We start from the raw sequence: 19,568 nt of genomic DNA, 5'->3' as shown, positions 1-19,568 counted from the left end.
CGCCATGGCGAGCATCCCGTATCCGTGTTATGGCAATTTCAGGCCGGGGGGCAATCATGGAACGTCGACAACTCATCATCCTGACGTTGGGCACCATATCCGTGCTGATCGCCGGCAGCCTCGCCCTGGCACAGGTCGGCCGGCCCCCACGCCCGGTGCCGTTGGAAACCCCTCTCACCCCGTCGCGGGAGGCCGTTGCCGCACTCGCAGAGGCCCGCCAGAATCCGCTGACAGCCCGTCTGCAGGCCGCGCTTGGCAGTGATCCGGATGGAAGACGCCTGCTGGGCCAGATCATGGAATCGCGGGTCCCGGTCATCGGTCCCCCGGATCCGCGCCTGCTTCGTACCGCGCGCTTCCATCCCGACGACCGGCAGTACACGATGGTCGTCCGGCCGCCGGGCCAGATCATCGAGATTTTCGGCTCGACACGCGCCTTCCGCCCTCCCGAAGGGGTCACCCTGCCGCCGCTGCCGTCGCCGCCCACGGCACCGCCCGCGACGACGCGCGCGCCGCCCGCCAACCCGCTGGCCGCCGCCCTCGCGCAGGGACGGGCGCGCGGGCTGCGCGACATCCGCACCGAACGCACGGAATACGGTGTCGATGTCACCTTCGGCCTGTTTGGCGCGGCCTATAACATCAGCCTGATCTGCGACGACCGCGGCGCGGCCTCATGCTCGGAAAGTGCTGCCGTGCAGTTCGCGACACGTCTCGAACTCATTGGTGGAGGCCGTTGATGCGCCGGCTTGCCGTCATCGCCACGCTCTTCTTCATCGGCACTGGGGCCGGTGCCTGCGGCCCCAGTGGCGTGGAGACCGCGCCCAAGGGCGACACCCCGGTGGCCGAGCCCCAGGGCGGCCTGCCGGCCGAGTCCGAACCGCCCGCCCCCGAACCCGTCACCTGGCCGCATGAGCCCTCCGGCGGCCTCGTCCCGGGCTCGGGCACCGGCGCGACGGATACAACCATCTGGGCCCCGGGCATGCGGTTTCCCATGGAGGCCGCGCCCGCCTATGCGAACTCGCAGGTCTATGGCTATGGTGGCTTCGCGGCCCCCGGACCGGGCGGCCAGTGCGACGCCCGCAACTATGCCTATCCGTGGCGCGACAATTTCTGCGAAACGCGTGGCTGGACCAACACCATGTGCCCGACGGGCAAGGGGCATCAGGGTCAGGACATCCGCCCCGCCACCTGCGTGAAGAAGGTCCACAACGTCGTCGCGGCCGAGGCCGGGGTGATCACCTCGATCGGCAGCTATTCAGTCTTCCTGCGAGGCGACTCCGGCCTCATCTATCGCTATCTGCACATGGACCCGGCCCATGTTCAGACCATCCTGACCGAGGGTCAGCGCGTTACGCGCGGCCAGCTGATCGGCAAGGTCTCGGACGCCTTCGGCGGCTCGGCCACCACCATCCACCTGCATTTCGAGATCAAGGCCCCGGTGACCGCCAACGGCAGCACGGCGGTCATCTTCGTGCCCACCTACCCCAGCCTCGAGGACTCCTACGGCCGATTGCTCAACGCGGCCGCCTGACGGACCCGGAGTCCGCCCTTCGATCTTTAGTCAGCGTCGGTTCTCCGCCGGCAGCGCCAGAAGCGCCCGGTGATAACCGCGATCAACCACCCCGCGGTCGAAGGCCGGTCATTGGTATGGATCGAGAGGACCTTGGGTCCGCCCGTGGGTGACGCGGGTGCGCGGATGGTCGGGAAGGCCGCAGAGACAAGCGCTGCCCGTCGGTCACGCCGGCCCCATCGCCGGCGTCAGGTGGGTCAGGGCGCAGAGCCACCGTCCATCGACGCGTCGATAGACATCGGTAATCCACTCGTCGGCCGCGATCGGCTGACCCTTGAAAGCTCCGGTGTTCTGTCCCCGTCCGGTGACCAGGGCGACATCGCCGTAAACCACCGCCCGGGTCAGGGTCTTGCCCATGGTGTCATGGCTCAGGGTCCCGGATCGGATCATATCGAGGATGGACGTTCGTTTCACCGGCCCGACCTCGGGCGTCACCAGCACCCAGTCCTCGGTGATGCAGGCGGAGATCCGCGCCACATCGTTGGTGACCATGGCCGCGTTGAAGGCGTCCTCGATCGCGGCGAAGGTCGCCAGGGTATCCGGCCCGGTCATGCGCCCGTCTCCGTGGATGCCGCCCATCTGGCCTGCATCTCGTCAGTCGAGACGTCCTCGATCCGCTGGTCCAGGAACCAGCTGTAGCCGAACGGGCAGCTCACCATGGCAGTGCGCGAGCCGTGGAACTCGTCACGAACCGGGCGAAGCACCACGGCGCCGAACGAAACGGCCCTCGCCGTCGCCGCTTCCGCGTCATCGACCTCAAGATGGAGTTTGACGGGCGAGCCGCCGATCGTATCGGGCGCCAGCGCGCCGAAGTCCGGATACTCGTCGCTCAGCATCACGACGGTGTCGCCGAACATCAGTTCCGCATGCCCGACCCGACCGTCCAGCGGATCGATCAGCCTGAACCGTTCGACGGCTCCGAACGCCTGACGATAGAAGTCGATCGCGTCCGCTGCACCCTTCACCGCGAGATAGGGCGACAGGCATTTGAGGCCGCTGGCCATGCTGGAGTTCCTTGACTGGGATATTGATTACGTTACGTTCCGTTCTATTATGAGTCAACCGACCGAGACGCCGACACCTTCCCGCCGCGGTCGCCCCCGTGACGAGCAGTCGCGCCAGGCCATTCTGGACGCCGCCTATGCGCTGTTGCTGGATCAGGGCCTGGGTCGATTGACGGTCGAGGCGGTGGCGCTGCAGGCCCGGGTCGGAAAGCCGACCATCTATCGCTACTGGGCCAATGCCCAGGAGCTGGCCATGGCCGCGCTGCTGTCCCGCACCCCCGCCGACGCCGCCAGTGGGTCGTCGGGGTCGGCCGTTCGGGACCTGAAGGATCAGGTCGCCGACGTAGTCTGGGCCTTCGCCACGCCTCGTGGCCGCCAGATCACCCTGACGCTGGCCGCTGCCGCGCCTGAAAGCGAGATCGCCAAGGCCTTCCGCAATCAGATCATTCTGAGGAGCCGCGAGACCGGTCGGGAGCTTCTGCTGCGAGCGGCGCGGCAGGGCGAAGTCCGTTTGGAACAGGACATCGACACGATCCTGGACCTGATCTACGGCCCGATTTTTTACCGGCTGCTGGCGGGCCACATGCCCCTGTCACCCGGCTTCAGCGAAACGATCATTGAGGTGCTGCTCAGCGGGATCGGGCCGGCGCAGCCCCCACCGCCTCGATAGCGCGCCCGCTGGACCCGCCCTCGACCTGGGCCTTTTGCCTGATGTGAACAAGGACACGCCGGACTCGACCGGCGTGGACGCACCCTCAGTTCCCCGCCGCCAGGGCCAGAAGAACCTGGTCCATCACCGCGGTGGACGACCCCGCCGTCGAGGGGCGGTCATTGGCGTAGATCGAGAAGACCAGGGTTTGCCCGCTGGCCGCTGTCAGGAACCCGGCCAGGGCGTTGACGCCGTTCAGACTGCCGGTCTTGGCGAAAATCCGGCCTTCCAGCGGCGTGCCGACGAAGCGCCGGGACAGGGTGCCGTCCCGCCCGCCGACCGGCAACGTCGCCCGCCAGGCCTCGCCCCAGGGCTGGCTCATCGTCCACTGCAGGAAGCGGGTCATCGCGCGCGGACTGACGCGGTTGTAGGCGGACATGCCGGATCCGTCGTGCAGGTCGAACGTCGACCGTTCGAGGCCGGCACCGGCCATCAAGGCCTCCACCTGCAACAGGCCGTCGGCGCGCGATCCCGTCCCCTCCAGCCCACCCAGACGACGCAAGATCAGTTCCGCGTGCAGGTTCTGGCTGAACTTTCCGGTCCGGGTCAGACTGGCCAGCAGTGGCGGGCGCGTCAGGCGGGCGATCTCGACACCCCTAGGTTCGAACGCCGGCGGGGCCCCGCCGTCGCCCCCGGGATCGTCGGTCAGGTCCAGCGGCCGGTGGCGTGCCCGGGCCTGTCCCTCCACCGTCACGCCGCGTTCTTCCATCAGACGCCGGAACCGTCGGGCCGCCGTCAGGGCGGGGTCGTCCAGCCCGACTCTCAGGGTCGTCGGGGGCGCGTTCAGGGGCATTCGGCCATACAGCCGAACCGCCTCCTCCCCCGGACGGCGCTCCAGTCGCAGATCGGCTTCGCCCGCCTCGATCGTGATCGCCCTGTTCTCCAGCGGCTGCAGCTCGTCGCCCGAACGCCATTGCGCCCGGACCGGCGCGCCTGCGCCGTCCGCGGGCGCGACCTCCAGCACGACGACATTGTCGTTGACCGTCAAGGCGGACGCGGCCGTCCCGAAGCCGGCCTGCATGTCCTCCCAGCTCCAGCCCGGTCCCCAGCGCTCGTCGGGGAACAGTCGGTCGTCACCGATCACATCGCCAACCCGCGTAACCCGGGCGGCCGTCAGGTCGGCCAGTTCGGCCAGACAGTCCGACACGCAGTCCGGACCGTCGCCCAGGGCGGGATCGCCCGAGCCGATCACCGCGACATCGGGCGCGCCTTCGTCGGTCCGCGCTTCCAGTCGGACGGCGGTCCCGTCGTCGGGATCGGCCGCCTCCAGCCCCTCGAGCAACGCGAAGGCGGCGGTGGTGGTGAAGATCTTGGTGTTGGACGCGGGAATGAACCGGCCGTCCGCCAGCCTCTCAGCGACCGGTTCGCCCTCGGCCGTCACGACCATCAGGCCCCACCGGGTTCCGCTCAGGGCCGGGTCGTCGAGCAGGGCGAGCGCCGTCGCCCCCGCCCGCGACGCCGCCGGCGTGGCCCCCGACGAGGCGCACCCGCCCGCCGAAAGGCCGAAAGTCAGGACCAGCGACCAGAGGGCCGCAAGCAAGGCGACCCGGCGGCTCATCAAGCCTCCTCCAGCATCAGCACGCCCGGCGCGGACTTCAGCGCGCCGCGCAGCGCCCCGTCCAGCCGGTAGCGGCCGGGCAGGCGCATCTCGACCTCGCGCCGGCCGTCCAGCGAGGCGATCAGGGTGATCTCGCCCCCCTTGCCCTGGGCCACCGCCCGCGCCAGCCGGGCCTGGATGGCGGCCGGATCGGTCGTTCGGGCCGAGACGTGGACCCGCAGGCCGGCCAGCCCGTCGTCGACGAGTGTCTCCAGCGGCGAACAGTCGTCGCCGAAGAACCGGACCTCCCCGTCCGACGACTTGGCCCGCACCCGCACCATCAGCGCCTTGCCCACCTCCAGCAGGTCGCGGCATTTCCGCAGTTGCTCGGGCGGGAACAGACATTCGAACTCGCCAGTGGGGTCCGAGAAGGTGACGAAGGCGAATTTCTCGCCCGATTTCGCACTGGCCCGCTCCTGACGCCGGCGCACCACCCCGGCCATCAGGAAGGCGTCGTGCCCCTGTTCGGCCCGCTGAACCGCCTCGGCCACGAAGGTCACCCGCTTGCGGCGCAGGGCCCCTTCCATGTCTTCCAGCGGATGGCCCGACAGGTAGAAGCCGACCGCCGACAGTTCCTGGTCCAGCCGCTCGGGCCCGACCCAGGGCTCGACGCTCTTCAGCCGCGGCCGCGCCGCCCCCGCCTGATCGGCCCCGAAAAGGCTGACCTGCGATGAGGTCCGGTCCGCCGCCACGCTCTGGCAATAGGCCATCAGCACATCGGCCTGTTCGAACAGCTGGCGACGGTTGGGATGGATCGAGTCAAAGGCCCCGGCCTTGGCCAGGCCCTCCAGCGCCCGCTTGTTGACGCAGCGCGGATCGACCCGCTCCAGAAAATCGAAGATGTCGGCGAACCGCCCGCCGGTCTCGCGTACCTCGACGACGTGTTTCATCGCCTCGAGACCGACGTTGCGGATGGCCCCCAGGGCATACAGCACCGCCCCGGCCTCCCCTTCCCAGCTGACGTCGAAATCGGCGGAGGAGACGTTCACGTCCGGGGCCCGCACCGGCACGCCAAACTTGCGCGCATCCTGGTAGAAGACCGCCAGCTTGTCGGTGTTGGACAGGTCGAGGCTCATCGACGCGGCGAAGAATTCGACCGGGTGGTTCGCCTTCAACCAGCCCGTCTGATAGCTGATCAGCGCATAGGCTGCGGCGTGCGACTTGTTGAAGCCGTAGCCGGCGAACTTGGCCACCAGTTCGAAGATGGAGTCGGATTGCTGTTCCGGCACGGACTTCTCGGACGCGCCCTTGATGAAGCGCGCCTTCTGGAAATCCATCTCCTCCTTCTTCTTCTTGCCCATGGCGCGGCGCAGAAGATCGGCCTCGCCGAGGCTGTATCCGGCCAGGATCTGGGCGATCTTCATCACCTGTTCCTGGTAGATGATGACCCCGTAGGTCTCGGACAGGGTCTCCTTCAGGCTGGGGTGCAGATAGTCGACCTCGGCCCGGCCGAATTTCCGGTCGATATAGGTGTCGATCATCTCCATCGGCCCGGGCCGGTACAGGGAGATCAGCGCCGTGATCTCCTCGATCGAGCCGCAACGCATCTTCCTCAGGGTGTCGCGCATGCCCTGGGATTCCAGCTGGAAAACCCCGACGGTCTGGCCGGACGCCATCAGCTCGTAGGTCTTGCCGTCATCCAGCGGCAGCAGGTTGAAGTCCTGCGCCGCCCCGCGCCGCGACAGATAGCCGTGCGCCCGGTCCAGCACCGTCAGGGTCTTCAGGCCGAGGAAGTCGAACTTCACCAGACCCGCCGGCTCGACCCATTTCATGTTGAACTGGGTGGCCGGGATGTCCGAGCGCGGGTCCTGATACAGGGGCGTCAGCTCGACGAGCGGCCGGTCGCCGATGACGATGCCGGCGGCATGGGTCGAGGCGTTGCGGTACAGCCCCTCCAGCTCCAGCGCCGTTTCCAGCAGGGTCGCGACCGACCGTTCGGCGTCGCGCGCCTCGCGCAGGCGCGGCTCGATCTCGATGGCCTGGGCCAGGGTCGTCGGATTAGCCGGGTTGTTGGGGATCATCTTGGCCAGACGGTCCACCTGCCCCAGCGGCATCTGCAGCACCCGCCCGACATCCCTGAGCACGGCCCGCGCCTGCAGGGTGCCGAAGGTGATGATCTGGGCCACCCGGTCCTTGCCGTAGCGTTCCTGGACGTAGGTGATGACCTCCTCGCGCCGCTCCTGGCAGAAGTCGATGTCGAAGTCGGGCATGGAGACCCGCTCGGGGTTCAGGAACCGCTCGAACAGCAGGCCGAACCGCAAGGGATCCAGATCGGTGATGGTCAGGGCCCAGGCCACCAGCGACCCGGCCCCCGACCCCCGCCCCGGCCCCACCGGGATCCCGTGCGCCTTGGCCCATTTGATGAAGTCCGCCACGATCAGGAAATAGCCGGGGAAACCCATCTGGGTGATGATCCCGACCTCCCACTCCAGCCGGGCCCAGTAGTCGGCCTCGGGGGCCGAGGGCGTCACCAGCTTCAGCCGCGCCTTCAGCCCCTCGCGGGCCTGATGCATCAGCTCGTCCGGCTCGGTCCGCCCGTCGCCGGTGTCGAACCGCGGCAGGATCGGCGGGTGGGTCTTGACCAGAAAGGCGCAGCGCCGCGCGATCTCGATGGTGGTGTCACAGGCCTCGGGGAGATCATTGAACAGGGTCCGCATCTCGTCGGCGCTGCGGAAGAAATGCTGGTCGGTGATCCGGCGCCGGTCCTCCTGACCGGTGAAGGCCCCGTCGGCGATGCACAGCAGGGCGTCGTGGGAGCGCGCCTGTTCGCGCCGGGCATAGTGGACGTCATTGGTCGCCGTCAGCGGCACGTCATGGGCATAGGCCCAGTCAACCAGCCCCCGCTCCGCGACTGCCTCGTCCGGCCGGTCGTGCCGCTGCAGCTCGACGTAGAACCGGTCCCCGAACGCCTCGGCCATGGCCACCAGCGCCGTGGCCGCCTCGCCGGGCTTGTTCTGCACGAACAGGGGATCCACCGGCCCGTCCGGCCCGCCCGACAGCAGGATCAGCCCCTGCGAGCGCTCCACCACCCGCGCCCACGGCACATGCGGCTCCTCGTCCCCCGCCTCCAGATAGGCCGCCGAGGACAGGGCGCACAGATTGCGCCAGCCCGTCTCATCCTGGCAGATCAGCACCACGGTCGGCACCTTGGCCCAGCGCTCGGACCGCTTGCCGCCGATCCCGCTCACCGGCAGGGCACAGGCGATCAGGGGCTGGACCCCCACGCTCTTGGCGGCTTCCGAAAACTCGAGCGCTCCGAACAGATTGACCCGGTCCGCCACGGCCACGGCCGGCATACCGGCGTCGGCGGCCAGCTTGCCGACCTTGCCCGCCTTGATGGCCCCTTCCAGCAGGGAATAGGCCGAGCGGACCCTCAGATGGACAAACCCGGTCTGTGCGGACGCGTCGGTGATGGCCTGACCCTCGATGTCAGGCCGGAGGCGACTCATCTCGCCAACAGGGCGACCTGCCACACCATCCAGACAAACCCGCCGCACGATGCAAGCGACAGAGCTTCCCGAACCACCCGTGTCATCGGCTTATCCCCAGTTGTGTGTTCCTACATTGTTCTATGTTGGCTTTTTGTTCTCGTCAAGTCTGGAGGCTTGGGTTAGTCCCGGCTCCGAATCCAAAGCAAGGCCCCTGCAATGAGAGCGTATGTTTCCCGGTGGTTTCTTCAACGTGATGCGTTTGAGCGGCAGGTTGGCGGCTCATCTGCGGAGATTGAGGCGCTACTGGCCAATGGAGCCGCCCCCGGGATCATCTACAGCGAGGATCCCTCTGGCGGCTGGTGGAGCGCTCTGGCGGCCTACTCTGGTCACGCACCTGGATCGCCTGATCCCGGCGGGACGCACTGGTACGCACCCGCCGCCGTCTGGTGGCTTCGAAAGGGACGCCTTCACCTCAACGGCGGAGCGAGTCCGGCCGAGGCCGCCGTCCGGAATCGCGACGCCTTTGCGCTTTCGTTTGTCCGCGCGCTCTCTACGGAGCCTCTGGCCTCACTCAACTACCCGCGCTGCTTTGATCAGGAGAAGGTCCTGGAAGGGAATGCACGCTCAACCGCGGATGAGGAGTGGGGCGCATGGATCAGCGGGGCCTATGGCGTTTGCCTGCGAGTGTTTACGGCGGAAAGCTGTGTTCAGAAGGAAGCCCTCGGGCGCCGGGTCAGGCTGCATTTCGAAGCGGTCGATGACAACGAGCGCCTCTGTCCCGAGACACTGCTCGACTATGCGGAGCGCCTGTCGGGCTGGGTCTTGCCTTTCTCTCCAATGGAACGCCCGTCCGGCACCCCGGGGCGGGCCATCGACCGCACCTTGGCGACCCTCGGCCTCGGCATCGAAGAGCCTTTCGGTCATTTGCCGATGAGGAAGTCTGCGAATGACGTTGCAGACAACAAGTCGTAGGCTCCCGCTCGCGTCGCCACGTCCACCCTTTGGTGATCGACGGCGTTGGAGTACCGGCCATGGCCAAGGGTCAAGTGAAGTCGAACAAGGAAGCCCGCAAACCCAAGGCCGAAAAGCCCAAGCCGGCCGTGTCGGTGGGCACCTCCCCCTTCACCCAGCCGCCCGGCAAGAAGTAACTTTCGTCATCCTCCGGCGAGCAAAGCGAGACCGGGGGACGCAGCGGCACCGAAGGCGATCTGTTCAGGCACGATGTCTGAGTGCGGTGTCCGCGACAGGTTCGCGCTCTCGCGCGCCGCTGGGTCCCCCGGTCTGCGCCGCAAGCGCGGCTTGCCGGAGGATGACGAAGGGTGGGACTACCCCCGCGACCGCTCCACCGTGTCCACGTTCGGATTGGCCCGCAGGGCCGCGATGATGCTGATGGCATGCTTGGCGTCCGCCACCTCAACGTCCAGATCGACGTCGAAGAAGTCCGACTGCCGGTGCGCCATCCTCAGGTTCAGGATATTGCCCCCGGCCTCGCCGATCACCGTCGCCACCTGACCCAGCACGCCCGGCGCGTTCTGGATGGTGGCGCGCAGCCGGGCCATGCCGACGGCCCCCTGTTCGGCCTCGGGTGTCCACTGCAGGTCCTGCCAGACGCTGTCGTCGTCGGTGAAATCGGCCAGTCGCTGGCAATCGATGACGTGCACCGTCAGGCCCTTCTCGGGCTCCAGGATGCCCACGATCCGGTCGCCCGGCACGGGGGTGCAGCATTCGCCGAAATGGATGCTGACCCCCGGCGTCAGCCCCCCGCCGCGCACGAACATCCGCGCCTTGTCGTCGGCGATCTTCTTGCGGTCCTGACCCGAGGTCAGCGTCCCCTTCAGGGCGGGGAACAGGATTTCGATCACCCGGTTCGCCGCCAGCCGGCCCCGGCCGATGGCATCGAACAGATCCTCCTCGGTCCCGGTCGCCAGAGTCTCCACCGCCACCGTCAGCGACACATCCGCCAGCGACTTGCCGGCCCGCCCGAGCGCCTGTTCCAGTGTCGTCCGCCCCAGCTTCTGGAACTCGTCCCGCTCGGACGAGCGGATGTGGCGCCGGATGGCCGACCGGGCCCGGCCGGTGACCGTCAGGCTGCGCCAGTCGGCCGGGGCCTCGCGCTTCTTGCCGCGGATGATCTCGACCACATCGCCGTTCTGAAGCGCAGTGCGCATGGGCTTCAGTTCACCATTGATCTTCACCCCCACCGCCGTGTCCCCGACCTCGGTGTGGACGGCATAGGCGAAGTCCAGCGCCATCCCCCCGCGCGGCAGGGTGATCAGCCGCCCCTTGGGCGTGAAGACGAACACCTGATCCAGGTACATCTCCAGCTTGGCGTGCTCGACCCAGTCCTCGCCGCCCTCGCCATGCTCGATCACCTGCACCAGATGGCGCAGGTTCTGCAGCGGGTCGCGCCCGCCGTCCTTCTCCATCGCCTCGCGGTCGAAGCCATAGGACTGGTTCTTGTAGGCCCAGTGCGCCGCCACCCCGTCCTCGGCCACCCGGTCCATGGCTTCGGTCCGGATCTGCATCTCGATGCGCAGGCCGCCCGGCCCCACCACCGTGGTGTGCAGCGAGCGATAGTTGTTCGACTTGGGCGTCGAGATGAAATCCTTGAACCGCTCCGGCACCATGGGCCAGGCCCTGTGGATGACGCCGAGCGCGCGGTAGCAGTCGTCCTCGAACTGGACCAGCACGCGAAAGCCATAGATGTCCGACAGGGACGAAAACCCGACCGACTTGCGCTGCAGCTTGCGCCAGATCGAATAGGGCGTCTTCTGCCGGCCATAGACCCGGGCCGGAATCCCCGCCTCGCTCAGGGCGCGCTCGATCTCGCTGGCGACCCCCTCGGTCGCCCGCCCGTGCTCCAGCTTCAGCGCCTCCAGCCGGCGCTCGATGGCGGTTCGGGCCGTGGGGTTGAGATGCTCGAACGCCAGTTCTTCCAGCTCGGACGCGATCGAATGGATGCCGATCGACCGGCCCAGGGGCGCATAGACTTCAAGCGTTTCGCGGCTGATCCGCTCGCGCTTCTCCGGCTTGACGTATTTCAGCGTCCGCATGTTGTGCAGACGGTCGGCCAGCTTCACCAGCAGGACGCGAACGTCCTTCGAGATGGCCAGGATGAACTTCCGCAGGTTCTCGGCCTGACGGGTGTGCTCGGCCTGCAGCTCCAGCCGGCTCAGCTTGGTCACCCCCTCGACCAGAACCGCCACCTCCTCACCGAACATGGCGGCGATGTCGTCCCGCGTCGCCGAGGTGTCCTCGACCACGTCGTGCAAAAGGGCGGTGACGATGGTGGCCGTATCCAGACGGTAGTCGGTCAGGATGCCCGCGACCTGGATCGGATGGGCGAAATAGGGATCGCCCGAGGCCCGCAGCTGCGAGCCGTGCATCTTCATCGCATAGACATAGGCCCGGTTCAGCAGGGCCTCGTCGGCGGTCGGGTCATAGGCCTTGACCGCCTCGATCAGCTCGAACTGGCGCAGGACCGGAATGCGTTTCGCCGCCGGCTGCGGGGCAGCCGACGGCGAAACAGTATCATTGGCAATCGTGGTCGGCGGCGGGGCCTTGCCGGCCCGCGCCGGGAGGATGGTGATACCGGGGGCGGGTTCCGCCGTCAGTACCGCTCCTCCTGGCCGCCGTCCCGGTCGCTTTGCAGCGCGCGGATCAGTTCGGCCTCGGCCATGTTCATGTGTTGCGGCTCGGCCAGCAGACCGACGATTTCCGCCTCGTCCTCGGCTTCGGTGCGCTCGTCAACGCGCTGCAGGGCGACGATGACCGTCTCCAGCAGTTCGGCGGGCACGACGGTCTCGTCCGCGATCTCGCGCAGGGCCACGACCGGGTTCTTGTCGTTGTCGCGATCCAGCGTCAGGGGCGCGCCATTGGCGATGGCGCGGGCACGGTTGCCCGCCAGCAGGACAAGGCCAAACCGGTTCGGAACCCGTTCGATGCAATCTTCGACAGTGACGCGAGCCATTCAGGAATCCTCGGGCGGCGGGGAGAACCGCGTTGCATACAGATAGGTCGCCTCTTGTGCAACGCCAGAGCGGCCTTTTCAGGGCAGATCAGCCCACCGGCCGGGCATCGCGCCCCACTGCGGCCTCCCGCGCCAACGTCGTCGCATCGCGCCCCGACACCGGATGGGTCCACCCCGGCGCGATCTCGGCCAGCGGTCCCATGACGAACAGCCGCGCTGCAGCGCGCGGATGCGGCAGGATCAGACCCTCAAGGTCGCCGGACATCCGTCCGTAGGCGATCAGATCCAGATCCAGCGTCCGCGGCGCGTTCCGCCGCCCGCGTTCCCGCCCGAAGGCCTCCTCGATCCGACCCAGCGCCGCCATCAGCCCGTGCGGATCCAGCGCCGTCCTGACCCGCACGACACCGTTCAGGAACGGCGGATCGTTCGGATCGGGCCAGGCCTGCGAGCGCCACCACGACGACCGGGCCACCACATCGATCCCCTCGGACCGGAACCGCGCCAGCGCCGCCTCCAGTGCCTCGCGGCAGTCGGCCCAGACCCCCTTGTCATTGCACCCGAGGGCGACGAAGACGGCGGCGTCCGGATTTCCGTCATCGTCGATATTGACGCTGACGCCCTGCGGGTCGGACCCTGATATTTGCGGAGTGCTGTCCATGAGCCTTTATCCGACCGACCGCCTCGCCCTGTTCATCGACGGGGCCAATCTCTATTCGGCGACCAAGGCCCTCAACGCCGATCTCGACTTTCGCAAGATGGTCGACGCGTTCCGGGACAAGGCCGTCCTCGTCCGCGCATACTACTACACTGCGGTCACCGAGGGCGAAGAGTTCTCGCCGGTCCGGCCCCTCGTCGACTGGCTCGGCTACAACGGCTTCACAGTCGTCACCAAGCCGACGAAACGGTTCACCGATGCCCAGGGCCACAGCCGCACCAAGGGCAACATGGACATCGAGATCGCGGTCGACATGCTGGAGCTGGCCCCGCACCTCGACCACGTCCTGCTGTTCTCGGGCGACGGCGATTTCCGCCGCCTCGTCCAGGCGGTCCAGGCCAAAGGCGTGCGGGTCACCGTCGTCTCCACCCTGAGGAGCCAGCCCCCCATGATCTCGGACGACCTGCGCCGCCAGGCCGACGACTTCATCGACCTCGCCGACCTGCTGCAGGACTACGGCCGTCCGCGCGGAGGTGGTCAGTGAGCGGTGTCTCTCCCGAACCACCCCGCGACTGCCCCCTCTGCCCCCGGCTCGTCGCCTATCGTGAGGAGAACCAGCGCCAGAACCCCGACTGGTGGAACGGTCCGGCCCCCTCCTTCGGCGATCCCGAGGCCCGGCTGCTGGTGGCGGGCCTGGCCCCCGGCCGCACCGGGGCCAACCGCACCGGCCGGCCCTTCACCGGCGATGGCGCGGGGGTCATCCTGTACGAGACCCTGCTGAAGACCGGCTTCGCCACCGGCACCTATGACGCCCGGCCCGACGACGGCCTGACCCTCGTCGACTGCATGATCACCAATGCCGTCCGCTGCGCCCCGCCCCTGAACAAGCCCCTGCCTGTCGAGGAGGCCACCTGCCGCCCCTTCCTCAAGGCCCGGCTGCAGGCCCTGCCACTGCTCCAGGTCATCGTCACCCTGGGCGACGTGTCCCGCCGCAGCGTGCTCAAGACCCTCGGCCTGCCCGGCACCGCTATCCCCGCGGGCCACGGCGTGGAGGGCCAGGCCGGCGGTTACCACCTGATCAACAGCTACCACTGCTCGCGCCTCAACACGAACACCGGCCGGCTGACCCCCGACATGTTCGAGGCCATCTTCCGGCGGGCCAGGACCCTGATCGAGGCGAACAGTTAAGGCGTATTCACCCTCCGGTTCGCGTCACTGTTGTGCGCCGGACACAGGCGTGGGCTCCGCGTCATGGTACAAGGATTTCACCGGAACGGCCCCGTGACGCTTGCGTTTCAGGTGTCGGACAGGAGGGGAAGATCATGGCCCGCAACAACGCACCGTTCACCGCCGCCGAGCGCCGCATCGGCCTGCTCGCCCTCGTCGCCGCCATCGTCCTGACGCTGGGCATGATGGCCCTGGATTCACTCCTGCGGCCTTCGCTGGGCGTCTACGACATGCCCTCCTCCAGCCTGTCCCTGCCCGGCGTCATCGACGCCAGCCCGCTGCAGTAAGATCGAAGGGCCCTAGCCCTTGTCCCGCATCAGCCGGGCCTTGTCCCGGGCCCAGTCGCGGTCCGCCGTGGCCTCGCGCTTGTCATGCAGCTTCTTGCCCTTGGCGAGCGCGATCTCCAGCTTGGCCTTGCCGTCGTCGTTCAGATACAGCCGGATCGGAATGATCGTCTGGCCGTCCTTCTGGACAGCCCCGATCAGCCGGTCGATCTGCTTCCGGTGCAGCAACAGCTTCCGCGGCCGGCGCGGCTCGTGGTTGAAGCGGTTGGCCTGGGCATAGGGCGGGATGTCGGCGTTGATCAGCACGATTTCGCGCCCCTCCACCGCCGCATAGCTCTCGGCGATATTGGCCCGCCCCATCCGCAGGGCCTTGATCTCGGTCCCCAGCAGCATGATCCCGGCCTCGATATTGTCCTCGAGGAAATAATCGAACTTGGCACGCCGGTTCTCGGCGATGACCTTGGCCTTGGTGATCGGGGCCTTGGTCGTGGCGGCCGCCGCCTTCTCCCGGGTCGTGGCCATCAGCCCAGTCCCGCCGCGGCCAGGGCCGCATCGATCGCCGGCTTGACCCCGTCGCGCGTCGGCACCAGCGGCAGCCGCACCTCCTCGGTGCACAGCCCCAGTTTCGCCAGGGCATATTTCGCCGGCGACGGCGAGCTGTCGAGGAACAGGGCTGACTGCAGGTCGGCCAGCCGGTCCTGCCACGTCCGCGCCAGCGCCAGATCCCCGCTGGCCACCGCATTGTACAGCGCCACCATGGCCTCCGGTGCGACATTGGACGCCACCGAGATCACGCCCGTCCCGCCATGGGCGCAATAGCCCAGGACGCTGGCGTCATCGCCCGAGATCAGGTCGAACGGCCCGGGGATATGCGCCCGCATCCAGCTGATCCGGCCCATGTCCCCGGTCGCGTCCTTGATGCCCACGATGTTCGGGTGGGCCGCCAGCGCCGCCACCGTCGCATTGGCCAGATCGACCCCGGTCCGCCCCGGCACATTGTACAGCAGCACCGGCAGCTGCACCGCCTCGGCGATGGCCTCGAAATGCGCCTGCAGTCCCGCCTGCGACGGACGATTGTAATAGGGCGTCACCACCAGCGCCCCGTCGGCCCCGACGGTCTTGGCGTGCTGGACCCGCTCGATCGCCTTGTCGGTGCCCGAGGCCCCGGCCCCGGCAATGACCCGCACCCGTCCGGCCGCGATCTTCACGCAAAGTTCAATGACCCGGCGGTGCTCGTCCCCGGTCAGGCTGGCGCTCTCGCCGGTCGTGCCCATCGGCACGACGCCGTGAACCCCGGCCGCGATCTGGCGTTCCAGCAGGGCCTCGAAAGCGGCTTCGTCCACGTTTCCGTCACGAAGTGGTGTGATCAGGGCGGTGATCACGCCCTTGAACAAGGGGGCGGTCATTGAAACAAGTCTACCTTGCGTGGGGAATGGGCGACGGGCGCCTGAAACGAGACGCAAGAGGGTAGGTTGCCAGGGTCAAGCCTGCAACCGGGATGAATGGGGATCGGACACTACATGCTCGCGACCAGCCTCGCGGCCGTTCTGGCCGTTCTCGCCCCCGTGCCCCAGACCGCTGACCTGAATCGCCAGCCGACCCCCTATGTCGCCAGCGCCGGCACGCCGCAGGCCCGGCTCCTCAGCGACGCCGACACCGCCCTGTTCCGTCAGGGGCTGGCCGCCGCCCGCGCCCGCGACGTCACCGGAGCCCGCAACGCCGCCGCGTCCATCGGCGATCCCATCGCCCGCCGGCTGGTCGAATGGGCCCTGATCGACACCTCGGCAGAGCAACTGTCGTGGTCCGAACTGTCTCAGGACGTCGCCACCCTGCGCGCCTGGCCCCGGGCCGACAGTCGCATCTCCGCCGCCGAACAGGCCCTGGACCGCGCCGCCATGGGGCCTGACGCAGCCCTGGCCTTCTTCGCGGCCGGCCAGCCTACGACCGTCCAGGGAGCCATCGCCTTCGCCGAGGCCCTGGACCAGCGCGGCCGCTCGGCCGAGGCCCGCGTCCTGATCACCGAGTGGTGGCGCACCCGTTCCTTCGAGGAGGCGAACCAGACCCGGATCCTTGGCCGCTGGGGCTCCATCCTCACCATGGCCGACCACGAGGCCCGGCTGGCCATGCTGCTCAGCGGCCCCCACGGCCCCGCCACCCGCGCCATGATCGGCCTCGTCTCGCCCGAGCGTCAGACGGTCGCCAACGCGGTTCTCGCCCTGCGCTCCGCCTACAGCCCCGATGCGATCGTCGCCGGCCTGTCCCCGGCCCAGGCCATGGATCCTGCCGTGGTGTTGGAGCGCGTCCGCCTGCTCCGCAGCGCCAATCGCGAGACAGAGGGCTTCGCCCTGCTCTCCGCCCTGCCCCCCGCCCCCTCGCACAGCGACGGCCAGAACACCCTGTGGAGCGAGCGTCGCAACTACTTCCTCGACGCGCTGGAACGCCGCGAGTGGAATGCCGCCTATCACGCCATGGCCGGCCACGGCTTCCCCGGCGGCGAGCGCAAGGTGGATGCCGAGTTCTTCGCCGGCTGGGTGGCCCTGACCAAGCTGGCCGACCCCGCCCGCGCCGCCGGCCATTTCGAGGCCCTGCGCCAGTCCTCCTCGACCCCGATCACGCAAGGGCGCGCCCTCTATTGGCTGGGGCGCGCCGCCGAGGCCCGGGGCGATCAGGCCGCCGCCCGCGGCTTCTACGAGGGCGGGGCCCGCCACATCCAGACCTTCTACGGCCAGCTCGCGGCCGAAAAGGCCGGCATCACAACCCTGACGCTGCCCGGCGATCCCGCGCCCGGGGCCGCCGACATCGCCGCCTTCGAGGCCAATGAGGTCGTCCGCGCCACCCGCATCCTGGGCGAGACCGGCGAGTCCAGCCTTTACCGCGTCTTCGCCTATCACCTCGACGACACTGTCCCGGGCATCATGGACCTGGCCCTGCTGATGGACATGACGCGCGGCTATGGCGACGGATTCGCCGCCATGATGGTGGGTCGCGCCGCCAGCCAGCGCGGCTTCCTCATGCCCGAGCGGCAATACCCCGTCCGCCTCCCGCCCGTGGTGCCGGGGGCCGCCCCGGTCGAGTTCTCGCTGGCCATCACGCGTCAGGAATCCAGCTTCGACCCCCGCGCCCGCTCCTCGGCCGATGCCCGCGGCATGATGCAGTTCCTGCCCGCGACCGCCTCGGGCGTCGCCCGCCGCCTCGGCATGCCCTACTCGGCCGACCGTCTGTGGGACCCCGACTACAACATGACCCTGGGCAGCTATCACCTGGGCGAGCTGATGAACCGGTTCTCCGGCTCCATGCTCCTGACCACCGTCGGCTACAACGCCGGCCCGGCCCGCCCGCCCCAGTGGATCGCCCGCTGCGGCGACCCGCGCGGCGGCACAGCCGGCGGGGGCGTCGACCCGGTCGATTTTATCGAATGCACGCCCTTCACCGAGACCCGGAACTATATGATGCGGGTCATGGAAAACATGGCTGTCTACAAGGCGCGCCTGAACGGCGGCTCCGCGCCCCTGACCACCAGCGCCGACATCGCCCGCGGCTCGAGCGGCCCGAGACCCTACGCGCCCTAGACCCCGGCGGTCAGTTCAGCAGATCGACCCGCGCGCAGCGATGACGATCCACGATCATCTCGCTCTCGCCTTTCAGGTCGCGGATCCAGGCCTTGCTCTCGTGAACAGCGACGACGGTATAGCGCTCGCCCGGGTCGGCATCCGTGACGATCTCGTCGCCGTCGTTCAGCGTATTCGCGACCATCGGATTCATGCGGATCTCCCGCTCAGCTAACCCGGCGTTCGGCCACAAGTTCCGTCAGACCTGCCGCAGTTCGTCGCGCCGACGCTCGGCGGCCTCGCGCGCCTGCACCCGGGAATGGTGGTCGCCGTATTCGTCCGGCGGCACGACCGGCAGCGACAGACACACGCTCTGCGTCGGCAGGACCTCGCGCCAGTCGCGGATCAGCTGTTTGTACGATCGTCCGACGGCCCGGATATTCCGGTCCAGATCAAACAGCCCCAGCGGATTCACCGTCCCGTTCTGCTCCCGCAGCGCGGAATCCCAGTCGACCTGGTCCGTCAGCGAATACCAGGTGAAGCCCAGGGTCGGCACCCCGTCGTTCCTGACCCGCAGCACGTTGGCCCACTGTTTCCACAGCCAATTGACCGCCTCGTCCCCGTTCGGACCCTCGGCGATGTTGGTCTCGGTGTGCATCACCGGCAGCTTGTAGCGGTTGTAGTACTGGCGGGTGATCTCGCTGTAGCCGAAGATCTCGCCCGAGGCGCTGGTGCTGCCGTCCGCGGCGACCCGGTGCTCATTGGTCCAGTAGTAGTCGTTGCCGAGGATACAGTGCTGGCGCAGCCGGCGACCCAGGAAGAAATGGTACTCGTCCCGGGTCATCCCGTTGTCCATCAGGTATTCATAGGCCCCCGAGTCGACCCGGTGGCCGTAATTCAGGTCCAGCGTCAGGAAGCGCTGGGCGTTCAATGTCTCCGCCGGCCCGATCGCCGCCGGCGTCTCGGCGTGGAAATACTCGGACGACTCGCTCTGGATGAAGATGGCGTCCGGCCGGACCGCCAGGATGGCCTCCATCGCCAGCACATTGGCGCGGACGATGTTCTTCAGCGCCGTGACATAGGTCTGGTCGGTCGTCCCCTGCTCGTTCCACCAGCCGTAGCGGGCCGAGAAGGTGGCGCAGATGAACATCTCATTGACCGGGGTGTAGAACTGGATCCACGGGAACCGCATCGCAAACGCCCGGGCGTATTCCTCGAAATGCACCGCGAAGTCCGGATTCTGGAAATCCCCCAGCCAGTCGGGCACGCCGAAGTGGCACAGGTCGACGATCGGGATGATCCGCCGCCGGAACAGGTCGCCGAACGTCTCGTCCGCGAATGACCAGTCGTACTTTCCGGGTCCGACCAGAGTGGTGTGCAGCGGCGGGCCATACCGCAGGAAGCGGATGCCCAGTTCCTCGACACAGTCGAAGTCCCGGCTCCAGTGGCGATAGTGGCCACAGACCTCCATCTGATCGACGCGTACCGCCCCGTTCTTGATACGGGGGATCGAGTTTTCGATCCCCGTGGCGAACATGAAGGCGGATATGGCGCACTCTCCGGGGCACAGGTTCAG

General features: G+C 68.1%; 20 protein-coding genes. 9 read left to right on the top strand and 11 right to left on the bottom strand.

All coding sequences use genetic code 11. The features are described from left to right. The first annotated feature begins 101 nt into the window (after positions 1 to 101). Together SJY26_RS10495 and SJY26_RS10490 are read left to right on the top strand one after the other, a co-directional pair. Positions 102 to 734 (top strand): hypothetical protein, encoded by a 633-nt coding sequence (locus SJY26_RS10495; RefSeq protein WP_396592982.1) that lies wholly within the window; start codon positions 102 to 104, stop codon positions 732 to 734. Further along, positions 734 to 1,528, top strand: a complete 795-nt coding sequence (locus SJY26_RS10490; RefSeq protein WP_396592981.1) for a M23 family metallopeptidase — start codon at positions 734 to 736, stop codon at positions 1,526 to 1,528. Before SJY26_RS10495 ends, SJY26_RS10490 begins: the two co-directional genes overlap by 1 nt. Positions 1,529 to 1,732: 204 nt before the next feature. Here SJY26_RS10490 and SJY26_RS10485 read toward each other — a convergent pair whose 3' ends face one another. Both SJY26_RS10485 and SJY26_RS10480 read right to left on the bottom strand, forming a co-directional pair. Then, positions 1,733 to 2,119 (bottom strand): nuclear transport factor 2 family protein, encoded by a 387-nt coding sequence (locus SJY26_RS10485; RefSeq protein WP_396592980.1) that lies wholly within the window; start codon positions 2,117 to 2,119, stop codon positions 1,733 to 1,735. Further along, a complete protein-coding gene (locus tag SJY26_RS10480; RefSeq protein ID WP_396592979.1) occupies positions 2,116 to 2,571 on the bottom strand; it encodes a VOC family protein in 456 nt (151 codons plus the stop codon). Before SJY26_RS10480 ends, SJY26_RS10485 begins: the two co-directional genes overlap by 4 nt. A gap of 49 nt (positions 2,572 to 2,620) precedes the next feature. Between SJY26_RS10480 and SJY26_RS10475 the strand changes: the two genes are divergently transcribed. After that, positions 2,621 to 3,241 (top strand): TetR/AcrR family transcriptional regulator, encoded by a 621-nt coding sequence (locus SJY26_RS10475; RefSeq protein ID WP_396592978.1) that lies wholly within the window; start codon positions 2,621 to 2,623, stop codon positions 3,239 to 3,241. 85 nt (positions 3,242 to 3,326) lie between these two features. On the opposite strand, the gene dacB is transcribed toward SJY26_RS10475, so the two are convergent. Continuing rightward, on the bottom strand, positions 3,327 to 4,838 hold the full coding sequence (dacB, locus tag SJY26_RS10470; RefSeq protein ID WP_396592977.1) for a D-alanyl-D-alanine carboxypeptidase/D-alanyl-D-alanine-endopeptidase: 1,512 nt from the start codon (positions 4,836 to 4,838) through the stop codon (positions 3,327 to 3,329). Next, positions 4,838 to 8,290 (bottom strand): DNA polymerase III subunit alpha, encoded by a 3,453-nt coding sequence (gene dnaE / locus SJY26_RS10465; RefSeq protein WP_396595741.1) that lies wholly within the window; start codon positions 8,288 to 8,290, stop codon positions 4,838 to 4,840. Before dnaE ends, dacB begins: the two co-directional genes overlap by 1 nt. Before the next feature lie 234 nt (positions 8,291 to 8,524). Here dnaE and SJY26_RS10460 point away from each other — a divergent pair, with 234 nt between their 5' ends. Both SJY26_RS10460 and SJY26_RS10455 read left to right on the top strand, forming a co-directional pair. Next, positions 8,525 to 9,280, top strand: coding sequence for a DUF6058 family natural product biosynthesis protein (locus SJY26_RS10460; protein ID WP_396592976.1), 756 nt, complete (start codon positions 8,525 to 8,527; stop codon positions 9,278 to 9,280). A gap of 59 nt (positions 9,281 to 9,339) precedes the next feature. Continuing rightward, positions 9,340 to 9,456 carry a hypothetical protein gene (locus tag SJY26_RS10455; RefSeq protein ID WP_349311523.1) on the top strand — a complete coding sequence of 39 codons (117 nt, stop codon included), beginning with the start codon at positions 9,340 to 9,342 and terminating at the stop codon, positions 9,454 to 9,456. Positions 9,457 to 9,633: 177 nt separating this feature from the next. Here the strand turns inward: SJY26_RS10455 and SJY26_RS10450 are convergent, their stop codons facing one another. From SJY26_RS10450 to folK, 3 genes are all read right to left on the bottom strand, one after another. Further along, a complete protein-coding gene (locus SJY26_RS10450) occupies positions 9,634 to 11,850 on the bottom strand; it encodes a RelA/SpoT family protein (RefSeq protein ID WP_396595740.1) in 2,217 nt (738 codons plus the stop codon). Between the two features lie 68 nt (positions 11,851 to 11,918). After that, positions 11,919 to 12,278: a DNA-directed RNA polymerase subunit omega gene (rpoZ, locus tag SJY26_RS10445; RefSeq protein ID WP_305641612.1), complete on the bottom strand. Its 360-nt coding sequence runs from the start codon at positions 12,276 to 12,278 to the stop codon at positions 11,919 to 11,921. A gap of 88 nt (positions 12,279 to 12,366) precedes the next feature. Then, the gene (gene folK / locus SJY26_RS10440) at positions 12,367 to 12,936 is read right to left on the bottom strand and encodes a 2-amino-4-hydroxy-6-hydroxymethyldihydropteridine diphosphokinase (RefSeq protein WP_396592975.1); all 570 of its coding nucleotides are present in this window, start codon (positions 12,934 to 12,936) and stop codon (positions 12,367 to 12,369) included. On the opposite strand from folK, the gene SJY26_RS10435 reads away from it, so the two are divergent. The 3 genes from SJY26_RS10435 to SJY26_RS10425 all read left to right on the top strand — a co-directional run bounded on the left by SJY26_RS10435 (position 12,935) and on the right by SJY26_RS10425 (position 14,447). Next, positions 12,935 to 13,477: an NYN domain-containing protein gene (locus tag SJY26_RS10435; RefSeq protein ID WP_396592974.1), complete on the top strand. Its 543-nt coding sequence runs from the start codon at positions 12,935 to 12,937 to the stop codon at positions 13,475 to 13,477. The genes folK and SJY26_RS10435 overlap by 2 nt on opposite strands. Next, on the top strand, positions 13,474 to 14,121 hold the full coding sequence (locus SJY26_RS10430; protein WP_396592973.1) for a uracil-DNA glycosylase: 648 nt from the start codon (positions 13,474 to 13,476) through the stop codon (positions 14,119 to 14,121). The genes SJY26_RS10435 and SJY26_RS10430 overlap by 4 nt, the downstream gene beginning before the upstream one ends. A gap of 134 nt (positions 14,122 to 14,255) precedes the next feature. Continuing rightward, positions 14,256 to 14,447, top strand: a complete 192-nt coding sequence (locus tag SJY26_RS10425; RefSeq protein WP_396592972.1) for a hypothetical protein — start codon at positions 14,256 to 14,258, stop codon at positions 14,445 to 14,447. 12 nt (positions 14,448 to 14,459) lie between these two features. On the opposite strand, the gene smpB is transcribed toward SJY26_RS10425, so the two are convergent. Beyond that, complete coding sequence (gene smpB, locus SJY26_RS10420; protein WP_305641606.1) at positions 14,460 to 14,966, bottom strand: SsrA-binding protein SmpB; 507 nt, start codon at positions 14,964 to 14,966, stop codon at positions 14,460 to 14,462. Continuing rightward, positions 14,966 to 15,850 carry a 4-hydroxy-tetrahydrodipicolinate synthase gene (gene dapA / locus SJY26_RS10415; RefSeq protein ID WP_396592971.1) on the bottom strand — a complete coding sequence of 295 codons (885 nt, stop codon included), beginning with the start codon at positions 15,848 to 15,850 and terminating at the stop codon, positions 14,966 to 14,968. Before dapA ends, smpB begins: the two co-directional genes overlap by 1 nt. A gap of 114 nt (positions 15,851 to 15,964) precedes the next feature. On the opposite strand from dapA, the gene SJY26_RS10410 reads away from it, so the two are divergent. Next, a complete protein-coding gene (locus tag SJY26_RS10410; RefSeq protein WP_396592970.1) occupies positions 15,965 to 18,013 on the top strand; it encodes a transglycosylase SLT domain-containing protein in 2,049 nt (682 codons plus the stop codon). Between the two features lie 10 nt (positions 18,014 to 18,023). Here SJY26_RS10410 and SJY26_RS10405 read toward each other — a convergent pair whose 3' ends face one another. Then, complete coding sequence (locus tag SJY26_RS10405; RefSeq protein ID WP_396592969.1) at positions 18,024 to 18,206, bottom strand: hypothetical protein; 183 nt, start codon at positions 18,204 to 18,206, stop codon at positions 18,024 to 18,026. A gap of 45 nt (positions 18,207 to 18,251) precedes the next feature. After that, a complete protein-coding gene (locus SJY26_RS10400; RefSeq protein WP_396592968.1) occupies positions 18,252 to 19,529 on the bottom strand; it encodes a family 1 glycosylhydrolase in 1,278 nt (425 codons plus the stop codon). Positions 19,530 to 19,568 lie beyond the last annotated feature (39 nt).

The organism is Brevundimonas sp. R86498, assembly GCF_044598075.1.
In the GTDB taxonomy this organism is placed as follows: Bacteria; Pseudomonadota; Alphaproteobacteria; order Caulobacterales; family Caulobacteraceae; genus Brevundimonas.
The sequence above is the reverse complement of the archived record's forward strand: the minus strand, read 5'-3'. Positions and strand labels throughout refer to the sequence as shown.